Origin of the sequence: Pseudoalteromonas sp. KS88 (assembly GCF_004766475.1) — a bacterium.
Lineage (GTDB): Bacteria > Pseudomonadota > Gammaproteobacteria > Enterobacterales > Alteromonadaceae > Pseudoalteromonas.
Window position 1 is genome coordinate 1 of sequence record NZ_PYHV01000038.1, and the last position, 26,187, is coordinate 26,187.

Consider the following 26,187-nt stretch of genomic DNA (forward strand, 5'->3'; position numbering starts at 1 on the left):
CATAGAACATAAGCGGTATTAGCAGTCGTTTCCAACTGTTGTCCCCCACCTCAAGGCATGTTCCCAAGCATTACTCACCCGTCCGCCGCTCGTCATCTTCTAGCAAGCTAGAAATGTTACCGCTCGACTTGCATGTGTTAGGCCTGCCGCCAGCGTTCAATCTGAGCCATGATCAAACTCTTCAATTAAAAGTTTTTTGTCTTTCGACAGCTCAATGAATTCTGAATTTATTTAATATCTTTCGATATTGAATTGACTGTGCTGCAATAAATAAATTTATTGCTGTTGGTCACTCAGTTTCAATTGAGACTCTAAATTTTTTTGCCTCACTACCGAAGTAGCTTGGCTGTTAGAACTCAATGTGTACGAGTGCCCACACAGATGATTGCTTTATATTGTTAAAGAACGTTGCGATTAAAGCGCGTTGCTTTATCTCGCTAGGGCTGCGCATGTTACGCTTTCCTATTTTTTTGTCAACACTTAATTTTAAACTTTTTAAAAAATCTAAACTCAAGTTTTACTCGACTTACTGATTAGCTGCTTGCCTCGCTAAGCGTTGCCTGCTCTGCCGTCTCAGTGGGGTCGCATTATAGGGAGATCCAAAAACAGATCAACCCTTTTTTTAAAACTTTTAACTGTTCGCTCAAAAAGCACTCAAAAACCCGATAAATAGTCACTTAACGCGAGTTTTAAACCCATTTTCTAACGTAAATTTAATAATTTCACATAAATAACATTGATATGTTTATTTATCGCGTTAAGATAGCAAGTTCACAATGTTAAATTAATGTTTATTTCCTGTTTATTGGTAGATCAAAATGAAATTACCCGATCAAAAATCTCTTATCTCTTTAGTTGTTCTTGCTGTTATTGGTTTTGTTATAGTCAACTTTGCACTTTCAAGTTTAGCACTAAGCTCTGGCTTGCTGTTTGCCGTAGGTGTAATAGTTGGTGGTCTTGTTGTTGGCGCGATGTCATCTGACGTAGTTGAAGAAGCTGAAGTAAAAACAAAAACACTTTATGTTGGCAACCTTCCTTATCGTGCAAATGAAAGTGTTGTTCGTGCTTTATTCGAAGAACAAGGTAAAGTTTTCAACGTTCGCCTATTAAAGGATAAAAACACGGGCAAGCGTCGCGGCTTTGGTTTTGTTGAAATGGCAGAATCTGATGCAGACAATGCAATAACTAAATTAAATGATAGTGAGTTTCAACAGCGAACGCTAAAAGTTCGTGAAGCGAAACAAAAACAAGATGATGATGCTAGCTCAATCCGTACTGAGACTAATCAATCAGCTTAACACTGACTATATTTAGCTTAGTCGTTAATACAGAAGCCGTTGCATAATAATGCAGCGGTTTTTTTTGCTCTGCTAAAACATAAGGCTCAAGCCGCTTTTCGTTATCTTCATTTAATAACGCTTTAACTCTATTGGCAATTGCTGCACCTGAATCTAGTAACTGTATTACCCCTGCGTAATAGCTATCTATATGTTTAGCTAATATAGGAAAGTGAGTACACCCAAGAACAAGTACATCTGTATCTTTATGAACTTCTAACCTCTGCATCTCTTGTTCGAATCTTAATTTATTATATTCATCATTAAGATAAAGCTGCTCTGCAATAGCCACAAGTTCGACACTGCTATATAAATCAACGGTAACCCCTTGCCCATAATTTTCAATAAGCTGCTTTGTGTATATGCTACGTGTGGTTGCTGGTGTGGCTAATAAGCCAATACGTTTACTTTTGGTTATACTTGCAGCTGGTTTAATTGCCGGTACCACACCTACGATAGGTATAGTGGTTAACGCTCTAATTGCTGCTAATGCTGATGTTGATGCCGTATTACACGCTATTACCAATATATCAACGTGAAGGTTTTCGTTTTCGATGAAATGTAAAAGAGAAGTTAGCCTTGCAATAATCTGTTGCGAATTTAATTCACCGTAAGGTAAGTAAGCGTTATCCATAAAATAGCTAAAAGAGGCATTAGGGATTAATGCTTGAATATGATCAAGTACCGTTGTCCCACCAATACCTGAATCGAATACTAAAATATGTGATGACAAACTACTAGCTCCAGACTTAATTTAAGCTGAGCAGTTTGCCATGCACTCTTTGTAAAATAAAGCCTAAGCTTCAGATACCGTATCACGCAAGTTATTCATTTGTTCAAACATTGCTTTTGTATAATCAACAAGCTTGCCAATCTCTTCTTGGTCTTGGTTTAACCACTGAAGAATACCTGATAATTGATTTTGTAAGCCAAGTTCATTTGCTTTGTTAAATGACTCTTTTAAGTCGTCATTAAAAGGGGCTACTTTATTTGCGATATCTTTCTCTGGGGCTGGTCTGTTCTCTTCATAACCTTTTATAGACGCAAACGTTTTAGTTTGCTTTAAGTCCATCGAAAAGGCCACCAGCTGCTCATTACCGAGATTCAGTTCTTGTGCCTGCTCAAAAGCCTCATCTAGGTCGCCACCAAAAAAGGTTTGACTCACATTTTGAAGATCTTCCATTAAGGCGTTGATGGCTTCTTGCTCATCTTCATTTAAGTCACCATTTACAGACATACTAAACGATAAATCGCGAGACTGTGATGACTCTCGTGCAAACCCTTCATTCTCACCGGAGCGCTGATAACTACTTGCTGACTGTTGTTTGAAAGCATCTGCAAAGCTTATGCTCACTTCATCGCCTTCAGCAGTTGTGAATTTGTACTCTGCATTGTTACTTAAACTTAGATATTGGGCTTGGCTGACACTGACAGAATCAGGTTTTGGATTAAATAAATCCTCTTCAAAATCATCAAGGCCTTTGAAAATACCCTCTTTTGACTTTTCAATGCCCTGCTCAATTTCATCATTAAAGACACCCGTGCCTTTTAATTCGTCGACAGCACCATCGATCCCGGTTTGAACACCTTTACGTGCTGCACCAAGCATCTCTTTAAGCTGATCGTCATCGGCACCATCAGCTTGCGCTTTTTTTACGGCACCCGTAACAAACCCTAAAACGTTTTTAACAATTTCTTCAAAATCAAACAGGGGTTTATCTTTTTTCTCTTCCACTACAGGCAAGCCCAGCGCTTCAGCCATTTTCTCACCTAGCACTTTGGCAGCGAGCTCTTTACCACGTTGCTGATAACTATCTTGGGGAGATTGTATTGTCGGTTGCTGCAGTGCACCGGCTTTGTTACTGTTTTGATTGACGTTATTGTTAGGCACATAGCCAAAATTGCCAATTTTCATGATCCGACTCCTATAGTTGCATTCTTTGTTATCGGCCTGAACTAAAATAACTAAAGATAAATGTACAAAAAAACATCACCTTTCATTACGCAAAACTAGACAAATACTCTCTGCCCCCTACAATAGCGCCGATAAGTAGCTTAAAGAAAAAGGTAGCAAGCATAATGGCAGTGATTAAGATAGATACATCAATATACGATGCGCAGTTGAACGAGAAAGAGCAACGTATCATTGCGCAATTCCAACGTTTTGGTGTTGAGCAATTAGAAGTATTTGGCTCTGAGCCTATTCACTATCGTCAACGCGCTGAATTTAGAGTATGGCATGAAGGTGACGATTTATTCCACATTATGTTTGATCAAGCTACAAAAGAAAAAATACGTGTTGATACCTTTGACCCTGCAGCACCTTTAATTGGTGATGTAATGACCGCCATGATCGACAACTTAAAAGGCTGCGAAGTTTTACGCCGTAAATTATTCCAAATTGATTACCTGTCTACTTTAAGCGGTGAGATATTAGTTAGCCTGCTTTACCATAAGCCACTTGATGAACAATGGATGGCAGAAATAAAAGCACTTAAAGCTAAACTGAGCAAGACGTTTAAAATTGATTTTATCGGTCGTGCTCGTAAACAAAAAGAAGTACTAGGTGAAGACTTTGTCACAGAGCGCTTAACCGTCAATGGCCAAGAATTAATATTCCAACAAGTTGAAAACAGTTTTACTCAGCCAAATGCTAAGGTAAATATAAAAATGCTGGAGTGGGCGCAACAGTTATGCGCGCCACTTAAAAACGACTTACTAGAGCTCTACTGTGGTAATGGTAACTTCTCCATTGCATTGGCAGGCTCATTTGATCGAGTGCTTGCAACAGAAATCTCAAAGTCATCGGTGCACTCAGCTCAATATAATATTGCAAAAAATAATGTGACTAATTTAGATATTATCCGTATGTCGAGTGAAGAATTTACTCAAGCTATGAATGGTGAGCGTACGTTCTCACGCTTAGAAGGGATTGATCTAAAAAGTTATGATTGCCAAACTATCCTTGTCGATCCACCGCGGGCTGGAATGGATACGCTGACATGTGATTTAGTCGCTAACTATGAAAACATTATTTATATCTCATGCAACCCAGATACACTTGAGCGAGATTTAGAGCATTTATGTCAAACCCATGAAGTAAAACGTTTTGCCATTTTTGACCAGTTCCCTTATACCCATCACATCGAATCGGGTGTTTTCTTACAAAAGAAATAAACTGTTCAGCATGCAGCCAGCGCTTTTAAAAGTGCTGGCATTTGTATCTCACTAAATACTTTAATGCCATTTTGCTCTAGTAATGCCGCCGTTAACCCCATTCCCGCAACTTTAATACCCTGATGCGAGCCATCATAAATTGTATTACGACCACATGATGGGCTTGATTCTTTTAGCAGTGCAAAGCGGATATTATGAGACATACATAATTGTAAGGCCTTCTTCGCGCCTAACCTGAATGCAGCTGTTACATCTTCATCGTCATTTGTAATCACTTTACCGTGCCTGATCTCGGCTGGCGCTCTAGGGATAGGCAGCCCACCAGCAACCTCAGGACAAAGAGGCATAATTCGACCTTGTAATTGCCATGTAGTTATTTGTGGATGAGCAAGCTCCTGCCCTTTACCATCGTAACGTACGGGGGCACCAAGTAAGCAGCTTGAAACAAGTATTTTTTTCATTGTTTGTCCAATAAAAAAGCTCCGCGAACGGAGCTTCTTAATTATATTACTGTGACTCGGTTACTTTGCCGCTAAGTAGTTAATCAACTTACTGATATCTTCCGGCGCTGTAATTCCAGTTTCACGACCTAGATTAAGCTTATATTTACCGTTAACGATAAATGTCGGCACACTTCTTAATGCACCTTTTTCTTGGTAATAAGTTTGTTCACGCTTCATTTTTGAAGACATAGTACGTACTGAAAAGCTTTTATAAACTTTATCAAATTTGTCGCCGTCAACGCCTTGCGCTACGAATACATCTTTAATGTCAGCAAGCTCATTGAACTTGGCGCGCTTTGCATGAATATGATTAAACATGGCAGCAATTAATGCATCTTTTTGCGGCAACACTTCAGCGGTTGCGAGTGCTTGAGAGATCATTTGCTGATTTTCAGCATTACGTACGCCGACAAAATCAACATGGCTTTTCTTAAACTTAACACTTTTATCAAGTTTAGGCTTAACTTCATCCAACAGCGATTCATAGTTATTACATGCAGGGCAGTAAAATGAAAAGAACTCTTTCACTTCTGGCTTTTTACTCGCTCGCTCAGATACAACTTCGTAATGCACACCCTCTTCATACTTCGATGGCGCCGCAGTTGCAGCTAGAGGTAACAATAGTGCCAGCAATCCAGCCTTAACTAATTTAATCATAATTCATTCACTCCAAAAATTATTGTTTTAATCGCTTATTGTTTTAATAAAAAGGCAACTAACTCATCAAGCTGCTGTTGACTCTTGATGGTATTAATATTGATTTTATATTTATCATTAACGATAAAAGTTGGCACGCCCGTTAAAGCACCCAATTTTGAAAACTTCTTTTGCTTATCTTGCATTGCTCGCTCAGCCGCGATGACTGGCATACTCGCAATCTCTTGGTCAAACTTTGCGTTATCGATACCATTTAACTCTAACAGCTGCTTAACGTCTTTAATATTATCAAGGGGAGCACGCTGAACGTGAATGCTTTTAAAGATTTGATCTGCAACTTGCTCACCCTTTCCATTTTGCTTGGCAATAATGTAGGCATAGCTCAAGTTGCTTTGTACTTGTGGAGATAAGCCACCTAAAAAATTAACATGGCTTTTAACAAACTCTGCGCCTGAAGGTAGGCTTTTCTCTAGCGCCTTTGCAACAGGTTCAAATTTAAAGCAATGAGGGCAATAAAATGAGAAAAACTCTGTCACCTGCGGTGTGCTGCTTTTTTCAATATCTAACACTGTGTATTGGTCACCGGCTTTAAAATCTGCAGCCAACGCGGCAAAAGGTAAACACAATAGTAATAAACTCAATTTTAATTTTTTAAGCATTGGACTCTCTATTAACTTTTTAAAATAATTTTTATGGCAATAATTTTAGCGGCGGCTCTTTTAGTGCAGAGTACTGCTCTTTCAGTGCTAAAATTTGCTGCTCCCAGTATTTGTCATCTGCAAACCATGAAAAGTTCCTTGGAAATGCAGGATCATCCCACCGTTTAGCTAACCACCCCATATAATGAATCATACGCATCGCACGTAAAGGTTCAATTAATTTGAGTTGAGAGTGGTCAAAGTCGCAAAATTCTTCATACGCAGCGACTAGGGTATCTAACTGTAACAGCTGGTTATTTCGATCACCACTGAGCATCATCCATAAATCTTGGATGGCTGGGCCCTGGCGGCTATCATCTAAATCCACAAACATAAGTGCATCCCCAGCCCAAAGTATATTCCCTGCATGGCAGTCACCATGCAGGCGAATTGTCTTAACATCATGATACTGCGCTTTAGTCTCAGTAATCACCATATCAAGAATGGTATAGAATGCAGTCGCAAGACTACTGGGCACGAGATTACTACTTTGTAACTGAATTTTAGCTGTATCTAAATATTCATCGCATCCCATCACGGGACGTTGACTAAACTCACTAGCATGTGCAACTTGATGCATACGCCCTATTAAACGCCCTAAAACATCTAATTGATCGAGATTATCAACTTCAAATATTCGCCCACCTACACTCGGAAACAAGGTAAAAAGAGACCCGTTATGTTCAAATAAACTTTCACCATTATGAATAATAGGCGCAACAACCGGTACTTCAGCCTCAGCGAGTTCAAACGCAAACCGATGCTCTTCTAAAATTTGTGCTTTACTCCAGCGCTCTGGGCGGTAAAACTTCACGACGTAGCGGTTTCCATCTTCAGCTTTAAACTGATAAACCCGATTTTCGTAACTGTTTAACGCTAATAAACCAGACTCGGCATAAATACCAATACTCTCAACTGCATCCAATATTGAGTCAGGTGTCAAACCTTCAAAGCTAAATTTACTCATAATTCTCATCAATATAAAAAAAGCGGGAAAATCCCGCTTTTTAATTTATGTTAGTGTACTTAACTATCGCGCTTTAAAAAAGTTACTCGGCTGCGAAATTTGCGAACTCGGATCATTTGTTGGTGATAAAACAAAGTTAAACTTCGTTACTGGTCTTTTCAAATCATAAGGATCCATCACTAATGACAATGGAACGTTATGTGATTCACCCGCTTGTACAGTAAATGTTTGCTTACCTATGTATTCAAAGTTTTCTAGCCCTTGAACTTTTACATTAAAACTCTGCTCATATTGCGCTTTGTTGATCACTTTAAGGGTATACGTATTTTCAACTAGTCCATTAAAGTCAACACGGTACAACTGGTTTCTATCACGGATAATATCTAAGTCCATAGGCTTGCGAAGCACAATGTTCGCCACCAGCGCTGAAGTTAAAAGCACTAGAATAACGATGTAACCTATTATTTTAGGGCGCATCGGATTGGTTTTATTATCCGGCGTTTCTAAATTGCGCTCTGTGGTATATGAAATAAGCCCACGCGGATAGTTCATCTTATCCATTACCCCATCACACGCATCAATACAGGCCCCACAGTTGATACACTCAGCTTGTAGACCATTTCGAATATCAATACCCGTGGGACATACTTGTACGCACAAGTTACAATCAATGCAATCACCTAGGTTGAGTTCTTTTGGGTCTTGTTTACGAGAGCGAGGGCCACGGTTTTCACCGCGCTGCTCATCATAACTTACAGTAAATGTGTCTTTGTCGAACATCGCTGATTGAAAGCGTGAATAAGGACAAATATGTAAGCACATAATCTCACGCATCCACCCTGCATTACCGTAAGTACACACCGTAAATACGATAATACTGACCAATGCATAACCGCCCACATTTAAGGTAACAAAGTCAGGGAGCAGCTCTCTTATGGGTGTAAAATAGCCAACAAAAGAAAGCGCCGTATATAAAGAAAAAGCGATCCAACTACCGTGCTTGGCAGTCTTTCGCCAAAACTTATCAAAGTCCATGGGCCGTTGATCAAGCTTTTTACGTTGATTGGCTGTGCCTTCAAACTTTTCTTCAAACCAAATAAAGATAAACGTCCACACCGTTTGTGGACAGGTATAACCACACCACACTCGCCCATAAAAGGTTGTCACCAAGAATAAAGCAAAAGCTGATAGCATGAGAATAAACGCAAGAATTGTAAAATCTTGAGGCCATAATGTAAGGCCAAAAATATTAAACTTTTGCCCAATCAAATCAAACAAAACAGCTTGCTGGCCGTTAAAGTTTATCCACGGTAGCGCCATAAATGCGAGCATGCCTATAAAGCCAATACGCTGCCTTAGCAGTTGATGCAAGCCTGTTACTGCACGTACATATATACGATTTCGGGGATTAAACCTGTCCTCAGGGGCATTAAGATCAGGCCTTTCAATCTTTACCTCTGTAGGTATATTCTTTACTTTTATTTGCTTGTCCATCGAAGTCCCTCAACGCCTTTGGAGAATAATAATCGAACATTCTTGCAAACTATACATGCTAAGTAGCGAACCTTAACTGTAAAAATAGTGCAAAATTGAACGTTAGCCTAGTAACGTTCAGAGATTTCTGAAAAATCTAATCGTTCTTACGCATTATATCAAGTCTGCCTAAAAAAGCTGGCTTTGATTGCCATTAATTATTCATCTTAGTCACTTGCTTTATAAAGGTGCATTTTATTACACTGTTGTTCAACTCTTACCCGTTCAGATCAAAGTTAATTAAACTATGAAAAAATTTCTTTTTCTTGTCATCGTCGTACTGGCATTATTTACAATCGACCACCCGATGATAAAAGAACCAAGAGAAAAACTACTTGGCCAAGGTGTTGGTATTTTAAGTGATGCCAGTAATATTAATCGTGGGCCTGCTGCAAACATGGCTAAAAACAGAATCAAGTCAGCACTCTCACTCTCTGATTCTGAACTTGAGTATTTAGAAGAAACGTTGCAGACAGATGAGCAATTACAACTTTTTCATACTCGCTACTGCCGCAGCAACGATCTCAATTTATACTTTTATGAAGATCGACTAAACACAGTCTGTAAAATTGCCGCAGAGTCGCTTGCTGAGCGTCGAGGTAAATAGTGGACTTTTCAGCGTTAACAAAGAAAAGCAGTGCGTCGTTTAATCAGCACAAGAATCTGCTAAAAAAGCTGGCGAAAGGAAATACAGTGAAGTGTGAGAAATGCCAAGGTATTTTAACACTGGATCTAAAAACCCCTAAGCCAGGCCAAGGGGTTGCAAAGTGCCCTAAGGGCTGTACCGAAATAGTATTGGAACTAGGTTAACCTAGTTCCAAGTTTCGTCGTCTTCTGTGTATAGCCCACTTTGAACAGCAACTATCTCTATTAATTCAGCAAACCCTAACGCGAAATCGCCCATCAATTCATACTGACTCTGCGCTAACTGTACTTCAGATAGATTATTCTGCTTAGCAATCGCGGCTATTACATCAGCGTCTAACGCAAAAAAACCTAAACTAGCATACGCTGTTTGCAAAGCCTCTAATAAGGCCGCATCTAAGCCTGTTACTTGGCTCAACTTATTGTAATAAACCTGTGCCCCTTGAATAAAACCCTGACACCACATTTGGCAATCATCTAAATCGAGGTAACTATCATTATCAGCATGATGCTTTAGCGATAATGGTAACTTGAACCCGGTTTCATATACTTGCTCACTTATTTGGTGATACAACGCCATAAAAGAAAATAAGATTTCTTCATCTAGCTGACCTTGTGTATTAGATACAATGACTTCAAGCCATTCGTGTACATCTAATGGCTCTGGTGAGCAAATGACAGCAAACAAATATCCTTGGCTTTGCGCTAAGGTCATTGCTTGACTGTGCCCTGCTAAAAAATTATTTAACTGTTCTGCGTGTTGCTCTGTGAATGCGGGTATTTGCATGAAAAACTCAATCAACCATTAAATATTAAGGGGGTAACGACCATCACTATCTGCACGCCCTAAAAACTGAGCTGCATCATGGACTTCTTTTGGTAAAGTTAAATCGGGTTTAATAAAGCCAGCTACTTTAAAATCTAAATTAGCTTTTAATACCGCATCAGCTTCCAGCCCTAAACGATTATCGGGGTCAACTAACACAGCAATATCACCAGATTTACAACTCAACTGCCCACTCAATGGGCCGATACTAAACCAGCCCGATAAACCTTGCACATCTATGTTAGGGCTTGCAATTTCACCTGTCAAAGTATCGCAATATGGAACACCCAAATTATATTCATCTAAATCTACAATAACGCGGCCTTTAGCATTAATAGGTAACGGCAACTGCAAACGCTTCATTGCACGCTCTACGCTTAGCCTCAATGTGGCATCGGTAAGTGCAACCGATTGATCAAGTAAACCGTAGCTGAAGTCACCTCGGCCTGAAATATCTGATGTATCTCTAATATTGCCAAATTTCAGGTTACCTGACAGCTGCCCTGTAAGTAGTGACCACGCTGAAACATCCCAACTGAGGTTATTAATTTGCTCACCATCAAAACGTAACTGCATGATACGACCTTGCCACACACTGCCAGATACCTTACCAATCTCAAGCTCTTTTGGTAAATGGCTGCTTGCAAGATTAAGCGCAACAGCTGCGGGTGTTTTTAATAAAGCAAAAACAATAAAACTAAAAATAAATATAACGATAAGAAATGCTGTTTTTTTCATTATTACTTCTCTAATACCAGTCGGCTTACACGCACATAACCTTGCTTGTCATCACGGCTAAGATCTAAATTCTCAATCTGCACACCTTCTTTATTGACCATTTCATCAAGCCATTCAACAAGTTTGTTAAATTGAACTGAATCGATGGTTAAGCGCAATGAGTTATCACTTGGTTGCATTTTGCTAATGGTGATATCAAAACGGCCACGCGTCGCATTGACAATCTGGCTTAAATTTTTATTGTTACTAATAGAGCGGCTGCCCGCCGCTTTTAGTTTAACAATACTACTATCAACCCAGGTTAATAATTCTTGCTGCTTTATTTGATCTGCCTGCGCTTGTGCAATGGCGCTATTAAGCGGTCTGAAAATGCCCATCACCAAAACGAAAACAACAAAAATACCGCCTGCAACCATAATCAATTGCTGCTCTTGCTCTTTTAAGGAGCCCCAATACTTTTCAAGTTGCTGCTTCATGCTGCACCTCCGAGCTTTAATTCACCAACAACAAAGTCACCATCATTATTCAATGACCCTTGGTCAACCGTTAAGCCTCGCTGCTCTAGAATCGATTTAACTTTACCAAAGGTTTGAAAGTCTTTGCCGCGAGCACGGATTCGCAACTCATTACGACGTTGATCATAACGTAGGGTTTCTGGTGTAAAATCGTTCACTTGACTAAACACAGTGACAAGCTCACTGGTTAACTCTAAAAAGCCAGCACTACTTCCACCTTCAATTTTTGCAAGTTCACCTCTAATTTGACTTCTGATGAGGTGAGGTCGCACAGTTTTACGAGGAAAAGCCTTGCTGTAACGCTCAACAACTTGCGACTTGGCCACTTCAAGTTCACTGTTCAGGTGATATAACTCAAACCCTTTAATAACCACAGAACTGACCAAAGCGATACTGGCTGCAATGGCAACCCCTTTCCAGTGCCCCCACCAAAGTGGTGTCTTTTTCTTTAGCTGGTATGGGCCTTGACGTAAATTAAACTTTGTTGTTGGTAATTGTTTAGCAAATAACGCTAAAGGCAAATCATAGTCCGCTGTTTGGGCAGTTAAGGACACTGATTCTGGAAAATCTGTTGCGGGGCTGTAATGCGCCACTTCTGGATTGCCAAGTGCCGTTAAATACTCAGCCATCCAAGAAGACTCAACTGCACTGATGTGCCATTCACCATACTTACACAACCATTGAGCGTTTAACTCAATTGCACTAATCCCGTTTTCAGAGGTTGGTAACAATAATGCATCGGGTATCAGTTTGATGATATCAATATTATGCTCAGCAAAGGTATCAAGCCAACTTTCAAACCACTCGCGGTCGGTCATAGCGACATTGATAGCATGTTTATCTTCAATCTGAGTAGGCTCTGCAATCGCAATAAATAAGTCGTCAATATCACACGCAATATCTTCTTCAAGCATATACGGTAATGCTTGTTCTAACTTACGATTCCATTTAGTGGGTAGTTCAACTGTTTTTAACTGAACCTGATCGCTTGGCAGCAATACAACAACTTCACGCTGTTTTGCTTTGTCAGTCAATTCACTTAAATGCTCAGCATGAGGCACTTCGCCGCTGGCAATTATTTCTTGTTCTAATGGTGAATATACCAACCAATTAATACGATCTTGCTGGGTTTGACCCGTGCGGATCAAGAGTATTTCTGTCACTGTACGCCTCCAAATTTTCGCGCCAGTATAGTTACTTCGCCATCTTTGGCATGTAGTAAAGTGGTCATCGAAAAACGCAGCTCTACAAATTCAGCTTGCGCTTGTAGTTTAAAATATTCGCTATTGATAGTGAACAGCTTCTCAATGGACTTGACGTTTCTTGCCCCTTGTTGATTTATCTGCTCAAAAAATTCTTCTATATCACTGAAACCTTCATCTGGTCGCGCAGCAAGTACGCTTTGTGCTCCAGACTCATCTAAGCCATCAATGAAGGCACTCAATAAAAGTGCATGTTCTGGATCGAGTGTATTAACATTAATTGCAAGTAGTTCGCTACCCGGTATAACACAGACAAACGGTAACAGTTTTTCCATAACTAATGGGTTAAAACCACGAATTAACCGCAATTCAGACGTCGATGCAAAGTAATTATTTGCCGTCAAATAAGGGTAATCTCGCGAAGAATACTCATCCTCTTCAGCGCCAGAGCGATAGGTAATGCTGTCTTTATCTAACCAGTCATACACGCTATCGGCCATGCTTTCTTCAGATTCATCAGCAGGTAAATCTTCAATGTTTTTTAGCAATTCCAATAAAGCGGTGTGTGCTAGGTTGGTTTTCACTTTCCCACTCGCTGGGGCTTCAGCCCTTAGTGCATTTAAATTTAAGCATGCTTGAAGATCAGTAATAGCCCCTTCAATAGTCCCGTTATCAACAGGAAAAGGCACTCCAGCTTGTTGCGCCCAAACTTGCTGCAATGTTGTTTTGTCTGGATCATCTTTTTTACTTTGTAGTAAAGCCTTAATGGCTAACTCTTCAGCCGCATAGGCGTACCACTTAGCCTGCTGATGACCTTGAATGTTTGTACTACGTTGTACTTGCACCATTAAGTTAGCACTCATTTCAACAGCTAAGATAGAGGCTAAAGCGACAATAAATAAAACAATAACAAGTGCTGCACCACGGGATGATTTAATCGCCATCAGCCATTTCCTCGCTGACCTTGATTACTTGTTCGATTGCCCGCTCCACTACCACCATTATTTGCAGGAGCAGTAGATACGGTTACTTTGCCATTACCCGGCACCAAAAATACACGTTTAAGTGGCTCTTGATCGATTTGTTGAATCGTCACCGCCACAGCTTTTGGCAATGCTTTGATTTCCCATTGCTCTTGCCATTCATTTTTATCATCTAAAAACTCAAATTTGAGGTCTTCGATATCACTTAAAATAACTTGTGAACGGGGCTCGGTGTTATCAAGCTGATCAACGTATACGCGATAAACGCGTTCAAGTTTATCGTCAATAACACGGTAACCTACTGCTTGCAGCTCAGAGCGTGGCAGTAAGTTTATAGGGTTAACCCAGCCATCTCGCACAAACCCGATACCATCGTACTGGCTGTCCAATGTATATCGCCCAGCTAAAATATAGCTTTCTTGTATATCGCCAGATTGATTACGCACTTCGCGCTTTGTCATTTGGCTAAAATCTTGGTCCATCAACCTAAACGTAGTTTGCAAGCCATTCAACTCGGCAATTTTCTCATCCGATGCTTCTTTAGCCTTCGTTGTAGAGTCTAAAATTTGATGAGTTGCTAGCACGACAAAAGCAAGGATCCCCAGCGCCACCATAACTTCAAGAAGTGTAAAACCACGCTGCTTCACCGAGTACCACCTTTATTTAAATAGCTCGTTAACTCGTACACTGGTTGTTCTAATTTTTCATCGGTGAAGACATTGATAGTGACTTTCAAAAAGCTTTTGTCTGCGGTTGCGATGACATCTTGGCGCCAGTACCAATCAATGCCCGCCATGTTTTCAGTGCCTTTTGCGCCATTTTTTCCTTGCCACTGACTCCCTTTTGCTCGCTGCTCAACCATTACATTCTCGGCGACCCACGAAGCATAAGTTTGCTCCTCAAGGCTTGATAAGTGGTTTATATGCTCACCAGTAGCTTGCATGGCGGCAATACCAGCAAGCGCACAAATACTCAGTGCAACCATTACTTCGAGTAAGGTGAACCCTTTAATTACACGCATTACTCTGGCTCTCGACGCAAGTTGACAGGCGCTAGAAACTCGCCCTCAATGAAATACACTGGCTCTGGTTGCTTTTGGAGTTCAAAAATCAATTGGAAAGCACTTATTTCACCCGAAGAGAGAATAAGCACTTGTGGAATCTTAAGCTTTTTTAGCTCAAGTAAACTTTCCTCGTCATCTGAGCCCATTAGCTCACGCCAATTAGACTGCTCTAATAAGTTTTCTTGTGCCCAAGCCAAGTCTTCTAGGTTTAGCGTTAATTTAAACTCTTCAGTAATTGTTAAGGGTTCAAATAACTCTTCGCGATCGAATGTTACCCATTTATCACCGTCAAAAACTAAAAATTCAAACACATCCTCATCGATGTGAAAGCCTAACTCTACTTGGTTTAAAATAGCGAATTCAGAAGCCATATTAATGGTGGTATGCAGCCTCAGCGCTTGCTTTTCGAGAGCGTCTTCAGCTCCTCCATCAAGGCTGTATACCACCATTTTGGTGGCGAAGGCTATCACAACCAACACCACTAAAATTTCAATTAAGCTAAACCCTCGCTTATACGAGGGCGGCTTAGTTTGGCGCAAGCTTACGCGGCTCATTAACATAACAAACCACATGTCACGTTTTGAAACGCCTTGCTAGTATTCGTCATTACTGTTTTTCTTCATCCCAGTTACCGATATCGTCATCAGTACCGGCTTCGCCATCAGGCCCCATAGAGAAAATATCAATCTTACCCACTTCTCCCGGGCTGATTAACTGGTATGGATTGCCCCATGGATCTTCAGGTAACTTAGAAATAAAGCCACCGTCAGGGAAACGACGAGGAACAGGCTCAATACTGGTTTTATCGACCAATCCTTCTAAACCTTGTTCAGTTGTTAAATAAGCTTTGTTTTTTAACTTATAAAGACTCATAGCATCTTCTAACTGCTGTATATCTAAGTGCGCCTTATCGATAGCTGCTTCTTCTTGCTGACCCATAATATTAGGTGCCACGATTGACATAATCATGCCAATGATAACCAGTACCACCATAACTTCGAGTAATGAGAAACCTGATTGTTTATTCACGTTCGTACCTCTGTTTTCTTATTAATTAATCACTGTAACAACGCGCTTGTTACAAATCCTTGAATCGGTTAAAGCCCTATTGCTTTATTCATTGCCATTATTGGCTGCAAAATAGCCATGACGATAAATAAAACAATGACTGCCATCGACGCTATCATCGCAGGCTCTAAGAGTTTTAGCGAGACATTTACCATGGTTTCAAACTCACGGTCTTGATTGTTGGCAGCGCGCTCGAGCATTTGCTCAAGCTCACCCGATTTTTCACCACTTGCTATCATGTGTAGCATCATCGGCGGAAACAATTTTGTCTCCTGTAATGATGCACGCAAGCTAGCCCCCTCACTGACACGAGTTGCTGCATCACCAACGGCTTTTTTAATTTTTTCGTTAACCAATACCCCGCCCGAAATACGCATGCCCTCAAGTAAAGGCACTGAACTGGATGATAAGATACTTAAAGTACGGGCAAAACGTGCAGTATTAATACTACGTGCAACTTTGCCAATACCTGGCATCACTAAAATTTTCGCATCATACCAAAAACGAATTTTTGGCTGTTTTAGTGCATGTTTAATACCTATGGTCAGCGCGGTAATCACAACAAGTGATACCAACCAGTAATTTTGTACAAAGTTACTTGCCGCCATTACCCACTCAGTCGTCCATGGTAATACTTGTTTAGACTTTTCAAAGGTTTTAAGTATTTTTGGTACCACAGTACCTAATAAAACCGACACAATACCAATGGCAAATATCACTAGGATGACAGGATAAACCATAGCTTGAGTAATTTGGCTGCGCATATGTTGGCGTTGCTCAGTGTAATCAGCTAAACGATTTAGTACGGCATCGAGATGCCCTGACTTTTCGCCAGCGGCCACCATTGCACGGTACAAATTATCAAACACATGCGGAAACTCTGACATACCATCCGCTAATGTATAGCCTTCAACAACTTTTGAGCGCACCGACATAAGCATACGTTTTAAACGCGGCTTTTCACATTGCTCCGCAACAGCCATTACAGCGCCTTCCACAGGCAAGGATGATTGAATAAGCGTGGCTAATTGACGTGTGATCAGCGCAAGATCTGAGGTTGATATTTTAGATTTAAACATGCCAGAAAAAAGGGATTGTTTTGCCCCTTTCACTTGCTTATCACCCTCTGCTGCGGGCACTACTTCTAAAGGCGTAAGGCCTTGCTCGCGCAAAGATTGACGTATTTGCTTTGCTGTATCCGCTTCTAGAATACCTTTTTTTTCTTTTCCGCGACCATCAAGCGCACGATACTCAAACGCAGCCATTAGCCTTCCTCACGGGTAACACGTAATACTTCTTCAAGGGTTGTTTTACCGTCTAACACACGGCTACAACCGTCTTGTCGAATGCTTGGGGTGTGTTTACGAATATACTTTTCAACGCTTTGTTCACCTTTACCACTGTGCACAAGTTCGCGTACGGCCTCGTCAACCACTAATAACTCATGAATACCAGTACGACCACGGTAACCATTAAAGTTACATTCTTCACAACCTACAGCACGATAAATAGTCGGAGGGTTTGCAGTTGGCACACCGAGTAATTCGCATTCTCGCTCATCCGCAGTGTGTGCTTCTTTACAGCTATCGCACAAAGTACGCACTAATCGCTGCGAAAGTACGCCCAGTAATGACGATGATAATAAGAATGGCTCTACACCCATATCTTCCATACGTGATATAGCACCGGCTGCGGTGTTTGTATGCAGCGTGGACATTACTAAGTGACCTGTAAGTGAAGCTTGCACACCAATTTGCGCCGTTTCTAAATCACGGATCTCACCGACCATGACCACATCGGGATCTTGACGTAATATAGCGCGTAAGCCACGAGCAAATGTCATGTCTACCTTGGCATTTACTTGCGTTTGGCCAATACCTGGGATTTCATACTCGATTGGATCTTCAACAGTAAGAATATTACGGTCTCTTGAATTTATTTGGCTCATACCCGCATAAAGCGTGGTACTTTTACCTGAACCTGTTGGCCCGGTCACCAAAATAATTCCATGAGGTTTACTGATCAAATCAGAAAACAACTCACGATTTCGCAGCGTCATTCCTAAGTCTTCAAGGTTTAGGCGGGCATTGTTTTTATCTAGTAGACGCAGTACTACGCGCTCACCAAAACTTGACGGCATCGTTGATACACGAACATCAACTGCGCGCCCTGCGATACGTAAACTTATACGACCATCTTGTGGGATACGCTTTTCTGCAATATCAAGCTTCGCCATTACTTTAATACGTGATACTAGTAATGAAGCTAATTTACGATTTGGCTTAAGCACTTCTTTTAGAACACCATCAACCCTGAAGCGAATAACAAGCTCTTGCTCAAAGGTTTCAATGTGGATATCAGATGCACCCTCTTTGATTGCTTCACTGAGCATCGCGTTAATCAATTTAATAATTGGCGCGTCGTCATCACCAGCAAGTAAATCTTCGGTTTGCGGCATCTCTTCGGCAAGCGAGAATAAATCAACCTCGTTACCGATATCTTCCATCATTTGCTGTGTTTCAGAGCTATCACGCTGATAGGATGCTTCTAACAACAGCTCAAACTTATCATCAGGGAGTTGCTCAAGAGTAAACCCGTGGCCTGCGATGCGTCGTACTTCAAGCAGCACATCTATCGCAAGCTCTCCACGGTAATAAACCACCCAGTTATCATTGTGCTTACTTAATAGCACACCTGCACGTCTGGCATACGAAAATGGCAAACGTTTAGGCGGTAGCTCAACTAAATCGTCACTGGTTAATAACTCATTGTCGTGCAGTGATGATTCAAGCTCTTCATTTACTGGGGTGATGGCTTCAGTCATTATTGCGCTCGTCTGCATTTTGCTGTTTTAAGTATTCTTCATACGTTGGTGGAAGTACAAGCGCATCATTCCACTCAGGTAAAATTGGCGCTTCTTCAAGCGGCATTAAATCAATACCGTCTTCTTTTTGTTTAAATTGCTCACCACGAATAAAGTTATATTTGCTATGGCTTAATTGATTCATCTTAATGCCATCACGAATGATCGTCGGACGAATAAAGACGATTAAGTTACGCTTACGCTTGCTGGTACTTGTTGAGCGGAATAAGTGACCAAGAATTGGGATATCACCTAATAATGGCACTTTAGATACGCTTTCTTGTACATCTTCGTCAATCAAGCCACCTAACACAACCATGCCGCCATCATCTGCCATCACGGTGGTTTTAATTGCGCGTTTATTAATTGAGATATCAACTGACGTTGTACCGCTTACCCCTGATACTTCTTGCTCAATGGTCAATTGTACTGCCGTTCCGTCATTGATCTGCGGTGTTACTTTAAGCTTAACACCGACCTCTTGGCGCTCAACCGTTTGGAATGGATTTGAGTTATTAGAGCCAGTTTGCGAACCGGTAATAATAGGCACTTCTTGACCCACAATCATCGATGCTTCTTCGTTATCCATCGTAGTTACAGATGGCGTAGCAAGGATATTTGAATTGGTATCACTGGAGACCGCTTGGATTATCGCGCCCCAGTCATTTTTAATAATACCCATGGCAAGACCATTGATACCGCCAAGTAAAGCAGCAAGTGGACCTAAATCGCCTTCAACGGTTTCTTCATAAGGGGTCGTATTGCCAGTTTCGCTTCCGGTAATATTCTTTTTAATCGTTTTATCACGAGCTTGCTCTGCTGCTACAGCTAATGAGCCCACAGGCACTGTGTTGCCGTTATTAAACTGCACCATGCCACCTTGCTCAGAAATCCATTGCAAGCCAAAGTTAACACCGTCGGCTTCCATTACTTCAACAATAATCGCCTCAACCAATACTTGTGCTCGGCGAATATCTAAACGCTCAATAACTGACTCAAGAGAGCGCATAGTGTCAGGTTGTGCCGTAATAACCAGTGAATTCGAATCTGGGTGAGCTTCAATGCTGGTTTCATTTTGGCTGCGACTACGCGTTTTAGTTGAACCTGATTGGCCTTCCTCTGCCAGGGTTTTACTTACACCTTGAAGCACTTTTACTAGGTCTTCAGAATTGGCGTAATTTAAATAAATTACTTTGGTGTTACCTTGATTTTGTAGTTCACCATCAAGGCGTTTAATCAGTTCGATAGCACGTGTTCTTGCTTGGCCTTCACCACTGACAATCACACTATTGGTACGGCCATCAGCAACAACTTTCGGAATCAAAAACTCTGGCACGCTGCCTTTGCCGCTGTCTTTGTAAATGTTTTCAACAACAGAAACCACATCATCTGCTGTGGCAAAGTTTAATTTAACAATATCTACGCGCTTATCACCGGCTTGGTCTACTGAACGAATAATTTCTACCAGGCGGTTAACTGAAGCTGCATGCCCAGTTAACATCATCACGTTTGCTGCATTAAAGTTAGCAACGTGACCACCATCTTTTTGATCACTGAATTGACGAACTAAAGGACCAAGCTCTTGCACGCTGACGTTTTTTACACGTACAACACGGGTAACCATCATGTCGCCGCTCGCTTGATTATCTTTTGTTATTAGCGGTACATTTGATTTTTTAGCATCCGAACTTTTTTCAATTTTTATGATGCCGTTATCCATTTCTACCGCTGAGTAGCCATAAACTTCCAACACATTTAAGAAAAATTGGTAATAAAGTGCTTCATCCATCAACTCATAGCTGCGAACATTCACTTTGCCACGTACGTTAGGATCAATGATGACGGTTTTATTTAGGTTTTTACCCACAATATTAATAAACTCATTAATATCTGTGCCTTTAAAGTTTGCAGCATACTCAACGGCTGACACCGAGAGAGATAAACTAGCCGCAAAAAAAAGTGTCGCGTACTTAGCTAACCCTTTTCTGATTTTTTTGAGGTGTAGCGCGTTAACCATTGTATTAAAACTCCAAAGCTAAATTATTGCAGGCTAAATTGAACATCGATTTGCTCACCATCACGTTCAATCGTAATGTTTGCATCGGTGCTGTTACGCAGCTCATTAATGGCTGACATGGCCTGTTGCATATCTGTTAGTTGATAGCCGTTGATAGAAACAGCTAAATCGTTATTCTGTAGTCCCATTTTTTTGAAAAGCGCAGGATCTTTACCTGGGCTTAATCGATACCCAACAAGCTCACCGTCTCTCATCGCTTGAGAAATACGAATGTAATCAAAAAGCTTACCTGGGTCTTGTAGTAATTCATCACGCGTTTCAAGGATTGAGCTTTTAACCTCTTCGTTTGCCGTTGCATCAATTTGCTCAACGTCTTGAGGGCCTTGGTTAAAGTCCCTTTCACCTTCACGCTCTGCTAATACGGGCATTGAAACCGTTTTAGTAAAATCTAAACCATCGAGCATTAATGTCTCAAACCGGCCACTTACATCCAGAATAACGCGATCTGGGAGTACTTGAGCCAGTTTAGCTCGAGTACCTTTCACTACATCATCCACAAGGTAGGTTACTTGTTGCCCTTGCGATTCAATAACTGCCAAACCATTTTTATCATTATTACTTACCGCAACGATGCCCGTTAAATTAATACTTAAACGGGTTTCTGGTGCATTGTTAATAACTTTTTCTTGGCGGGCTGATGGTTTTTTGGGCTGTGCATCCGCTTTACCAAACAAGTGAAGCGCTAGGATAGATGAAGAATTAGATCTATTTGATTGCGTATTTTCAGGGGCAGAATAGGTGCTCTGAATAGCCGTATTCGTTGGTTCTGGCCACACAAGCCAAAACAATTTAGCCATTAAAAAAGCAATGTAAACAACGACTAACATCATTACCACCCAACTTAATTTAGCGTGAGGTAATTTGCCTAAAAACTGTTTTAGCTGCTGTAATTGCTGATCCATAAATGTCGTTTCTTATTTTAATTTACTGCTATATCGCGAACCTATAGTACCTTTTCATTTTTCATTCAACAAGCGCACTAATATTAAACTTTGTAAACAAGCTGAATTAAGGTCTTTTACTACTAAGAAATACGACGAGTATTTCTTTAGTAGTTCGTTTCATGATAAATTTTGTCCTATGGTGCCTCTATTTTAAAGAGTACAATTGTGTCAAAAAGTAACACCCGTAATTCAGCTTCTAACAATGAAACTCTCAGTGTGCGTTTAGATAAATGGCTGTGGGCTGCGCGCTTTTATAAAACCCGTGCAATCGCACGTGACATGGTGCAAGGCGGTAAAGTGCATTATAATGGGCAACGGGCTAAACCCAGTAAAATTGTTGAACTTGGAGCTCAAATAAAATTAGCTCAAGGGGTCGATGAAAAAATCATTACTGTGCTTAAAGTAGTTGAAAAACGTGCTGGTGCCCCCATTGCACAAACCTTATATGAAGAATCCCAAGCCAGTATAGAAAAACGCGAAGCAAATAGTATTGCTCGCAAAAATAATAGCTTCTTTGCTCCACATCCAGATCGTAAACCGGATAAAAAACAAAGACGCGAACTTTTAAAAATGAAATCAAGTTAGGTAATGTCATTTATGCAACAAGATTTACTTCACCGTTATACATTTGATCAACTAGACGTCAGAGGCGAACTAGTTCAAATAGAACAAACCTATCAAGAAATGATTGCGGGTCACGATTACCCTGTTGCTGTGCAAAAACTATTAGGCGAGCTTTTAGTAGCAACTTGCCTTTTAACTGCAACATTAAAGTTTGAGGGTGATATAGCCGTTCAACTTCAGGGTGATGGCCCAGTTAAGTATGCTGTTATTAATGGTGATGATCAGCAAAATATGCGTGGTATTGCTCGCTTACAAAGTGAAGTAACAGGCAGTACTATTAAAGATCTTATTGGCAATGGTGTGATGGTACTAACCATTACCCCTAATAAAGGTGAACGTTACCAGGGTATTGTTCCGTTAGAGCACGAAACGCTGGCTGAATGCTTAGAAGCTTACTTTGCCCAATCAGAGCAATTACAAACACGCCTTTGGTTTACCACAGATACAACTGGCGGATCAAAGAAAGCGTCTGGTTTGTTGCTTCAAGTCTTACCGGTTAATAAAGAAAAATCTATCGAAGACTTCACGCACCTTGAAGCACTTAGCAATACAATTAAAGATGAAGAATTGCTAACATTAGATGCAACAACTGTACTTACCCGCTTATATCACGAAGATAACCCGCGCGTTTACGAGCCTCAACCTATTCACTTTAAATGTGGCTGTACACGTGAGAAAACAATTACTGCACTGGTTAATGTTGGCCAACAAGCACTTCTTGATGATGCCGCAGCCAATGGCGAAGTGAAAATTAGTTGCCATTACTGCTTAAAGGATTACATTTTTAGCGAACAAGATATTAAGAGTATCTTCAACTAAGCACTCGATTGAAACTGTTCAATTATTAAGCCGCAAATAGTGCGGCTTTTTTGTTCGTGCAGTTGATACCGGTGTCATAATTTTTGTGATTTTTATGACACCGGTATCATTGAAATTATTCATGTTTTTTCGTAAATATATGTGTTTTTAGGGTGTTCATAGGCTCGAATATCCCTAATCCATCTGTTACTATAAATGCAGCTTAAAGGTCTTTAGAACCCCAGAGCTATCCCGTTCAATCTCACACAATTTAGGTATAAACATGACTTCAAGCGCTACTCGTTTTGTCGATCTAACTGCAGCTGAACTTGTCGAACACGCGATCCGTCGTGGCGAAGGGACTTTAGCCGCCAATGGAGCTTTTGTTGCTAACACCGGTCGTCGTACTGGTCGTTCTCCAAAAGACCGTTTTATTGTTCAAGAATCAAGTACTGAAAATGATATCCAATGGGGTAATGTAAACCGCCCTTTCGATGCAGATAAATTTGACGCTTTATGGGCACGTGTAGAAGCACATGTGCAAAGCAATGACCACTTCATCTCTCACCTTGAAGTTGGCGCTGATCCTGAGCATTATCTACCAGTTGTTGTTACAACTGAAACTGCATGGCATCACATTTTTGCCAAAAATATGTTTATCGAACCTAAATCTTATAATGCATCTGATTTACCTCAATGGCAGGTAATGAATGTTCCTTCATTTGTATGTGACCCAGAACGTGATGGCACAAACAGCGATGGCACAGTTATTATCAACTTTGCACAACGTAAAGTATTGCTAGCAGGTATGCGTTATGCCGGTGAAATGAAAAAATCGATGTTCTCTGTACAGAACTTCCTACTTCCAGCGAAAGGTGTATTACCAATGCACTGTTCTGCTAACGTAGGTGAAGCAGGCGACACCGCTTTATTCTTTGGTTTATCAGGTACAGGTAAAACAACGTTATCAGCAGATCCAACGCGTTTCCTAATCGGCGATGATGAGCATGGCTGGGCACCTGGTAGTGTATTTAACATCGAAGGCGGTTGTTACGCTAAATGTATCGACCTTTCACAAAAGAATGAGCCTGTTATTTGGGATGCAATCCGTTTTGGAACTATCCTAGAAAACGTTGTACTTGATGAAAAAGGCATTCCTGACTTTCACGATACAAGCCTAACTCAAAATAGCCGCGCAGCTTATCCTCTTGAGCACGTTGAAAAGCGTAAAGTAGAGAACCGCGCAGGTGAACCAAAAGCAGTGGTATTCTTAACGTGTGATGTAAGTGGTGTATTACCACCTGTATCAATCCTTAGCGAAGAAGCAGCAGCGTTCCACTTCCTAAGTGGTTACACTGCAAAAGTAGGTTCAACTGAGATTGGCTCTACTAGCGACATCGAATCTACATTCTCAACGTGTTTTGGTGCACCTTTCTTCCCACGTCCTGCAGGTGTTTACGCAGAGCTTCTTATGAAGCGTGTACGTGAGTTTGGCGCTAAAGTTTACCTAGTCAACACAGGTTGGACTGGTGGCCCTTACGGTACTGGTAAGCGCTTTGATATCCCAACAACACGTGCAGTTGTTGATGCAATCGTATCGGGTAAACTTGCCGGCGTTGAAACACAACATATTGATGTGTTAAACCTAGACGTGCCAGTTGCTGTACCAGGTGTTGATAGCGAACTACTTAACCCAATCAATACATGGGAAGACAAAGCAAAATACGCTGAGTACGCGACTAAGCTTGCAACAGACTTCACTGAGAACTTCGCAAAATACGATGTTTCAGACGAAATTAAAAACGCAGGCCCTAAAGCTTAATACTACGCTTTAATCTGTATTTAAAACGCCAGCCTCGCGCTGGCGTTTTTGATCGTAATAAAATTTAAACGAACAGCAACTCAAAAATTAGGTATGCAAACATACAGTTAAGAATGAGGGTAATCTCTTATTTAGAGAAGACATTACTCACAGATTACTTTATGTCCTTACATAAGCTTAATAATATTTATCACTTTACACATCAACATAACCTGCCATCTGTTACATCCCACTCAAAGCAATTAAAGCATTCTATTAAATGCTCTAGAACACGCTAAAAGCTTCCTTCGTACTATCAATAATGACAGACCATATTTAATGTCTGGGTCAAAGCTAACGTGCGGTTGTCTAACAATTTACTATATCTAGAATATGCCAGTATGATCTAATGGTGGTTGAATAGTGAATGTAGGTGAAACAGAAAGAATTCCGAGTTGTACATCTTCTCCCAACTCAAGACTGAGCTGGACATCATTGACTAAGTAAGCTGTTAAATTTATTTTTTAAGGTATTGCTACAATACCCGTATGTGTTCTAAAACATGAGTTATTATGAACCTCGTTAAGGGAATAAGTTGCGCTTTGAGAGCATCATAGCGCTCTTTTATCCGTGGGTATTAATGCTCAACCCACGACACGGTGCACAGGTTGACGCTGTGAGGCTTAAAGCTGAGAGCTATATTTTACAAATGCTACGCAGTAGGATGGCGTAGTGCCCACAGCGGTAGAGAGCCACATAACAAATGCTACACCTCATCGTCCGTGGTTTTATTTATCCGCGGGTTTCGTGATACTCAACCCACGCTACGGTGTATAGGTTGACGCTGTGCAGCTGATAGCTGACGGCTTAAAGCTGAAAGCTCTTCTTTATTCCAGACAACAAAAAACCCGTCACATTACTGTAACGGGTTTCTCTTATTTGGAGCCTGGCGATGACCTACTTTCACATAACAAATGCTACACTATCATCGGCGCTGTTTCGTTTCACTACTGAGTTCGGCATGGGGTCAGGTGGGTCCAAAACGCTATTATCACCAAGCAAATTAGGTGTAAGTTCGATTCAATCGAGCTTACTAAAATTTGGAATTTCTGATAATAAAGTCTTCAAGTATCTACTTTAGTCTATTAACTTCTTCGCTTGTTTCACT

At 40.8% G+C, this 26,187-nt stretch carries 27 protein-coding genes and 2 rRNA genes; 7 read left to right on the forward strand and 22 right to left on the reverse strand.

Features of this window, described 5'->3' with window-relative positions:
- Positions 1-188 (reverse strand): 16S ribosomal RNA (locus tag C7Y70_RS19385); the annotation flags it as partial.
- Between the two features lie 630 nt (positions 189-818).
- Between C7Y70_RS19385 and C7Y70_RS19390 the strand changes: the two genes are divergently transcribed.
- Entirely contained in the window at positions 819-1,298 is a 480-nt protein-coding gene (locus C7Y70_RS19390; protein ID WP_099297677.1) for an RNA-binding protein, read from the forward strand.
- Here the strand turns inward: C7Y70_RS19390 and murI are convergent.
- Positions 1,282-2,070, reverse strand: a complete 789-nt coding sequence (gene murI, locus C7Y70_RS19395) for a glutamate racemase (RefSeq protein WP_135476587.1) — start codon at positions 2,068-2,070, stop codon at positions 1,282-1,284. The genes C7Y70_RS19390 and murI overlap by 17 nt on opposite strands.
- Positions 2,071-2,133: 63 nt before the next feature.
- Entirely contained in the window at positions 2,134-3,252 is a 1,119-nt protein-coding gene (locus tag C7Y70_RS19400) for a DUF5610 domain-containing protein (protein ID WP_135476589.1), read from the reverse strand.
- A gap of 164 nt (positions 3,253-3,416) precedes the next feature.
- Between C7Y70_RS19400 and trmA the strand changes: the two genes are divergently transcribed.
- Positions 3,417-4,514 carry a tRNA (uridine(54)-C5)-methyltransferase TrmA gene (trmA, locus tag C7Y70_RS19405; protein WP_099297671.1) on the forward strand — a complete coding sequence of 366 codons (1,098 nt, stop codon included), beginning with the start codon at positions 3,417-3,419 and terminating at the stop codon, positions 4,512-4,514.
- 5 nt (positions 4,515-4,519) lie between these two features.
- Here trmA and C7Y70_RS19410 read toward each other — a convergent pair whose 3' ends face one another.
- From C7Y70_RS19410 to ccoG, 5 genes are all read right to left on the reverse strand, one after another.
- Positions 4,520-4,975, reverse strand: a complete 456-nt coding sequence (locus C7Y70_RS19410; RefSeq protein WP_099297669.1) for a DUF523 domain-containing protein — start codon at positions 4,973-4,975, stop codon at positions 4,520-4,522.
- Between the two features lie 60 nt (positions 4,976-5,035).
- Complete coding sequence (locus C7Y70_RS19415) at positions 5,036-5,674, reverse strand: thiol:disulfide interchange protein DsbA/DsbL (protein WP_099297667.1); 639 nt, start codon at positions 5,672-5,674, stop codon at positions 5,036-5,038.
- Between the two features lie 35 nt (positions 5,675-5,709).
- A complete protein-coding gene (locus tag C7Y70_RS19420) occupies positions 5,710-6,333 on the reverse strand; it encodes a thiol:disulfide interchange protein DsbA/DsbL (protein WP_099297664.1) in 624 nt (207 codons plus the stop codon).
- Between the two features lie 31 nt (positions 6,334-6,364).
- The gene (locus C7Y70_RS19425) at positions 6,365-7,339 is read right to left on the reverse strand and encodes a serine/threonine protein kinase (protein WP_135476591.1); all 975 of its coding nucleotides are present in this window, start codon (positions 7,337-7,339) and stop codon (positions 6,365-6,367) included.
- A 63-nt stretch (positions 7,340-7,402) separates the two neighbouring features.
- Entirely contained in the window at positions 7,403-8,833 is a 1,431-nt protein-coding gene (gene ccoG / locus C7Y70_RS19430; RefSeq protein WP_135476593.1) for a cytochrome c oxidase accessory protein CcoG, read from the reverse strand.
- Positions 8,834-9,119: 286 nt separating this feature from the next.
- Here ccoG and C7Y70_RS19435 point away from each other — a divergent pair, with 286 nt between their 5' ends.
- Complete coding sequence (locus tag C7Y70_RS19435) at positions 9,120-9,479, forward strand: hypothetical protein (RefSeq protein WP_099297658.1); 360 nt, start codon at positions 9,120-9,122, stop codon at positions 9,477-9,479.
- Positions 9,479-9,682, forward strand: coding sequence for a hypothetical protein (locus tag C7Y70_RS20725; RefSeq protein WP_058562110.1), 204 nt, complete (start codon positions 9,479-9,481; stop codon positions 9,680-9,682). The genes C7Y70_RS19435 and C7Y70_RS20725 overlap by 1 nt, the downstream gene beginning before the upstream one ends.
- Position 9,683: 1 nt before the next feature.
- On the opposite strand, the gene C7Y70_RS19445 is transcribed toward C7Y70_RS20725, so the two are convergent.
- From C7Y70_RS19445 to gspC, 13 genes are all read right to left on the reverse strand, one after another.
- The gene (locus C7Y70_RS19445) at positions 9,684-10,304 is read right to left on the reverse strand and encodes a UPF0149 family protein (RefSeq protein WP_135476595.1); all 621 of its coding nucleotides are present in this window, start codon (positions 10,302-10,304) and stop codon (positions 9,684-9,686) included.
- A gap of 18 nt (positions 10,305-10,322) precedes the next feature.
- Entirely contained in the window at positions 10,323-11,081 is a 759-nt protein-coding gene (locus C7Y70_RS19450) for a type II secretion system protein N (RefSeq protein WP_135476597.1), read from the reverse strand.
- Positions 11,082-11,083: 2 nt separating this feature from the next.
- The gene (locus tag C7Y70_RS19455) at positions 11,084-11,557 is read right to left on the reverse strand and encodes a type II secretion system protein M (RefSeq protein WP_135476600.1); all 474 of its coding nucleotides are present in this window, start codon (positions 11,555-11,557) and stop codon (positions 11,084-11,086) included.
- A complete protein-coding gene (gene gspL, locus C7Y70_RS19460) occupies positions 11,554-12,759 on the reverse strand; it encodes a type II secretion system protein GspL (protein WP_135476602.1) in 1,206 nt (401 codons plus the stop codon). The genes C7Y70_RS19455 and gspL overlap by 4 nt, the downstream gene beginning before the upstream one ends.
- Entirely contained in the window at positions 12,756-13,742 is a 987-nt protein-coding gene (gene gspK, locus C7Y70_RS19465) for a type II secretion system minor pseudopilin GspK (protein ID WP_135476604.1), read from the reverse strand. The genes gspL and gspK overlap by 4 nt, the downstream gene beginning before the upstream one ends.
- A complete protein-coding gene (gene gspJ, locus C7Y70_RS19470) occupies positions 13,742-14,428 on the reverse strand; it encodes a type II secretion system minor pseudopilin GspJ (RefSeq protein ID WP_135476606.1) in 687 nt (228 codons plus the stop codon). The genes gspK and gspJ overlap by 1 nt, the downstream gene beginning before the upstream one ends.
- Complete coding sequence (gspI, locus tag C7Y70_RS19475; RefSeq protein WP_099297644.1) at positions 14,425-14,802, reverse strand: type II secretion system minor pseudopilin GspI; 378 nt, start codon at positions 14,800-14,802, stop codon at positions 14,425-14,427. Before gspI ends, gspJ begins: the two co-directional genes overlap by 4 nt.
- Positions 14,802-15,398: a type II secretion system minor pseudopilin GspH gene (gspH, locus tag C7Y70_RS19480; RefSeq protein WP_099297679.1), complete on the reverse strand. Its 597-nt coding sequence runs from the start codon at positions 15,396-15,398 to the stop codon at positions 14,802-14,804. The genes gspI and gspH overlap by 1 nt, the downstream gene beginning before the upstream one ends.
- Before the next feature lie 52 nt (positions 15,399-15,450).
- The gene (gene gspG, locus C7Y70_RS19485; RefSeq protein ID WP_058562102.1) at positions 15,451-15,873 is read right to left on the reverse strand and encodes a type II secretion system major pseudopilin GspG; all 423 of its coding nucleotides are present in this window, start codon (positions 15,871-15,873) and stop codon (positions 15,451-15,453) included.
- A 68-nt stretch (positions 15,874-15,941) separates the two neighbouring features.
- Positions 15,942-17,177, reverse strand: a complete 1,236-nt coding sequence (gene gspF / locus C7Y70_RS19490; protein WP_135476608.1) for a type II secretion system inner membrane protein GspF — start codon at positions 17,175-17,177, stop codon at positions 15,942-15,944.
- Positions 17,177-18,736 (reverse strand): type II secretion system ATPase GspE, encoded by a 1,560-nt coding sequence (gene gspE / locus C7Y70_RS19495; RefSeq protein WP_099297640.1) that lies wholly within the window; start codon positions 18,734-18,736, stop codon positions 17,177-17,179. The genes gspF and gspE overlap by 1 nt, the downstream gene beginning before the upstream one ends.
- The gene (gene gspD / locus C7Y70_RS19500) at positions 18,729-20,792 is read right to left on the reverse strand and encodes a type II secretion system secretin GspD (protein WP_135476610.1); all 2,064 of its coding nucleotides are present in this window, start codon (positions 20,790-20,792) and stop codon (positions 18,729-18,731) included. Before gspD ends, gspE begins: the two co-directional genes overlap by 8 nt.
- Before the next feature lie 23 nt (positions 20,793-20,815).
- Entirely contained in the window at positions 20,816-21,754 is a 939-nt protein-coding gene (gene gspC, locus C7Y70_RS19505) for a type II secretion system protein GspC (RefSeq protein WP_135476612.1), read from the reverse strand.
- Between the two features lie 207 nt (positions 21,755-21,961).
- Between gspC and hslR the strand changes: the two genes are divergently transcribed.
- The 3 genes from hslR (at position 21,962) to C7Y70_RS19520 (ending at position 25,040) form a co-directional block, all read left to right on the forward strand.
- A complete protein-coding gene (gene hslR / locus C7Y70_RS19510; RefSeq protein WP_135476614.1) occupies positions 21,962-22,381 on the forward strand; it encodes a ribosome-associated heat shock protein Hsp15 in 420 nt (139 codons plus the stop codon).
- Between the two features lie 12 nt (positions 22,382-22,393).
- Positions 22,394-23,239 carry an Hsp33 family molecular chaperone HslO gene (gene hslO, locus C7Y70_RS19515; protein WP_135476616.1) on the forward strand — a complete coding sequence of 282 codons (846 nt, stop codon included), beginning with the start codon at positions 22,394-22,396 and terminating at the stop codon, positions 23,237-23,239.
- Between the two features lie 262 nt (positions 23,240-23,501).
- Positions 23,502-25,040, forward strand: a complete 1,539-nt coding sequence (locus C7Y70_RS19520; protein ID WP_058562095.1) for a phosphoenolpyruvate carboxykinase — start codon at positions 23,502-23,504, stop codon at positions 25,038-25,040.
- Between the two features lie 923 nt (positions 25,041-25,963).
- Here the strand turns inward: C7Y70_RS19520 and rrf are convergent.
- A 5S ribosomal RNA gene (gene rrf, locus C7Y70_RS19525) occupies positions 25,964-26,078 on the reverse strand.
- Between the last annotated feature and the right edge of the window lie 109 nt (positions 26,079-26,187).

What these genes read in the sequence shown, in the direction of transcription:
- C7Y70_RS19390 (WP_099297677.1), top strand. Translation starts at nt 819, where the DNA reads ATGAAATTACCCGATCAAAAATCTCTTATCTCTTTAGTTGTTCTTGCT.
- C7Y70_RS19400 (WP_135476589.1), bottom strand. Translation starts at nt 3,252, where the DNA reads ATGAAAATTGGCAATTTTGGCTATGTGCCTAACAATAACGTCAATCAA.
- trmA (WP_099297671.1), top strand. Translation starts at nt 3,417, where the DNA reads ATGGCAGTGATTAAGATAGATACATCAATATACGATGCGCAGTTGAAC.
- C7Y70_RS19410 (WP_099297669.1), bottom strand. Translation starts at nt 4,975, where the DNA reads ATGAAAAAAATACTTGTTTCAAGCTGCTTACTTGGTGCCCCCGTACGT.
- C7Y70_RS19415 (WP_099297667.1), bottom strand. Translation starts at nt 5,674, where the DNA reads ATGATTAAATTAGTTAAGGCTGGATTGCTGGCACTATTGTTACCTCTA.
- C7Y70_RS19420 (WP_099297664.1), bottom strand. Translation starts at nt 6,333, where the DNA reads ATGCTTAAAAAATTAAAATTGAGTTTATTACTATTGTGTTTACCTTTT.
- C7Y70_RS19425 (WP_135476591.1), bottom strand. Translation starts at nt 7,339, where the DNA reads ATGAGTAAATTTAGCTTTGAAGGTTTGACACCTGACTCAATATTGGAT.
- ccoG (WP_135476593.1), bottom strand. Translation starts at nt 8,833, where the DNA reads ATGGACAAGCAAATAAAAGTAAAGAATATACCTACAGAGGTAAAGATT.
- C7Y70_RS19435 (WP_099297658.1), top strand. Translation starts at nt 9,120, where the DNA reads ATGAAAAAATTTCTTTTTCTTGTCATCGTCGTACTGGCATTATTTACA.
- C7Y70_RS19445 (WP_135476595.1), bottom strand. Translation starts at nt 10,304, where the DNA reads ATGCAAATACCCGCATTCACAGAGCAACACGCAGAACAGTTAAATAAT.
- C7Y70_RS19450 (WP_135476597.1), bottom strand. Translation starts at nt 11,081, where the DNA reads ATGAAAAAAACAGCATTTCTTATCGTTATATTTATTTTTAGTTTTATT.
- C7Y70_RS19455 (WP_135476600.1), bottom strand. Translation starts at nt 11,557, where the DNA reads ATGAAGCAGCAACTTGAAAAGTATTGGGGCTCCTTAAAAGAGCAAGAG.
- gspK (WP_135476604.1), bottom strand. Translation starts at nt 13,742, where the DNA reads ATGGCGATTAAATCATCCCGTGGTGCAGCACTTGTTATTGTTTTATTT.
- gspI (WP_099297644.1), bottom strand. Translation starts at nt 14,802, where the DNA reads ATGCGTGTAATTAAAGGGTTCACCTTACTCGAAGTAATGGTTGCACTG.
- gspH (WP_099297679.1), bottom strand. Translation starts at nt 15,398, where the DNA reads ATGAGCCGCGTAAGCTTGCGCCAAACTAAGCCGCCCTCGTATAAGCGA.
- gspF (WP_135476608.1), bottom strand. Translation starts at nt 17,177, where the DNA reads ATGGCTGCGTTTGAGTATCGTGCGCTTGATGGTCGCGGAAAAGAAAAA.
- gspE (WP_099297640.1), bottom strand. Translation starts at nt 18,736, where the DNA reads ATGACTGAAGCCATCACCCCAGTAAATGAAGAGCTTGAATCATCACTG.
- gspD (WP_135476610.1), bottom strand. Translation starts at nt 20,792, where the DNA reads ATGGTTAACGCGCTACACCTCAAAAAAATCAGAAAAGGGTTAGCTAAG.
- gspC (WP_135476612.1), bottom strand. Translation starts at nt 21,754, where the DNA reads ATGGATCAGCAATTACAGCAGCTAAAACAGTTTTTAGGCAAATTACCT.
- hslO (WP_135476616.1), top strand. Translation starts at nt 22,394, where the DNA reads ATGCAACAAGATTTACTTCACCGTTATACATTTGATCAACTAGACGTC.
- C7Y70_RS19520 (WP_058562095.1), top strand. Translation starts at nt 23,502, where the DNA reads ATGACTTCAAGCGCTACTCGTTTTGTCGATCTAACTGCAGCTGAACTT.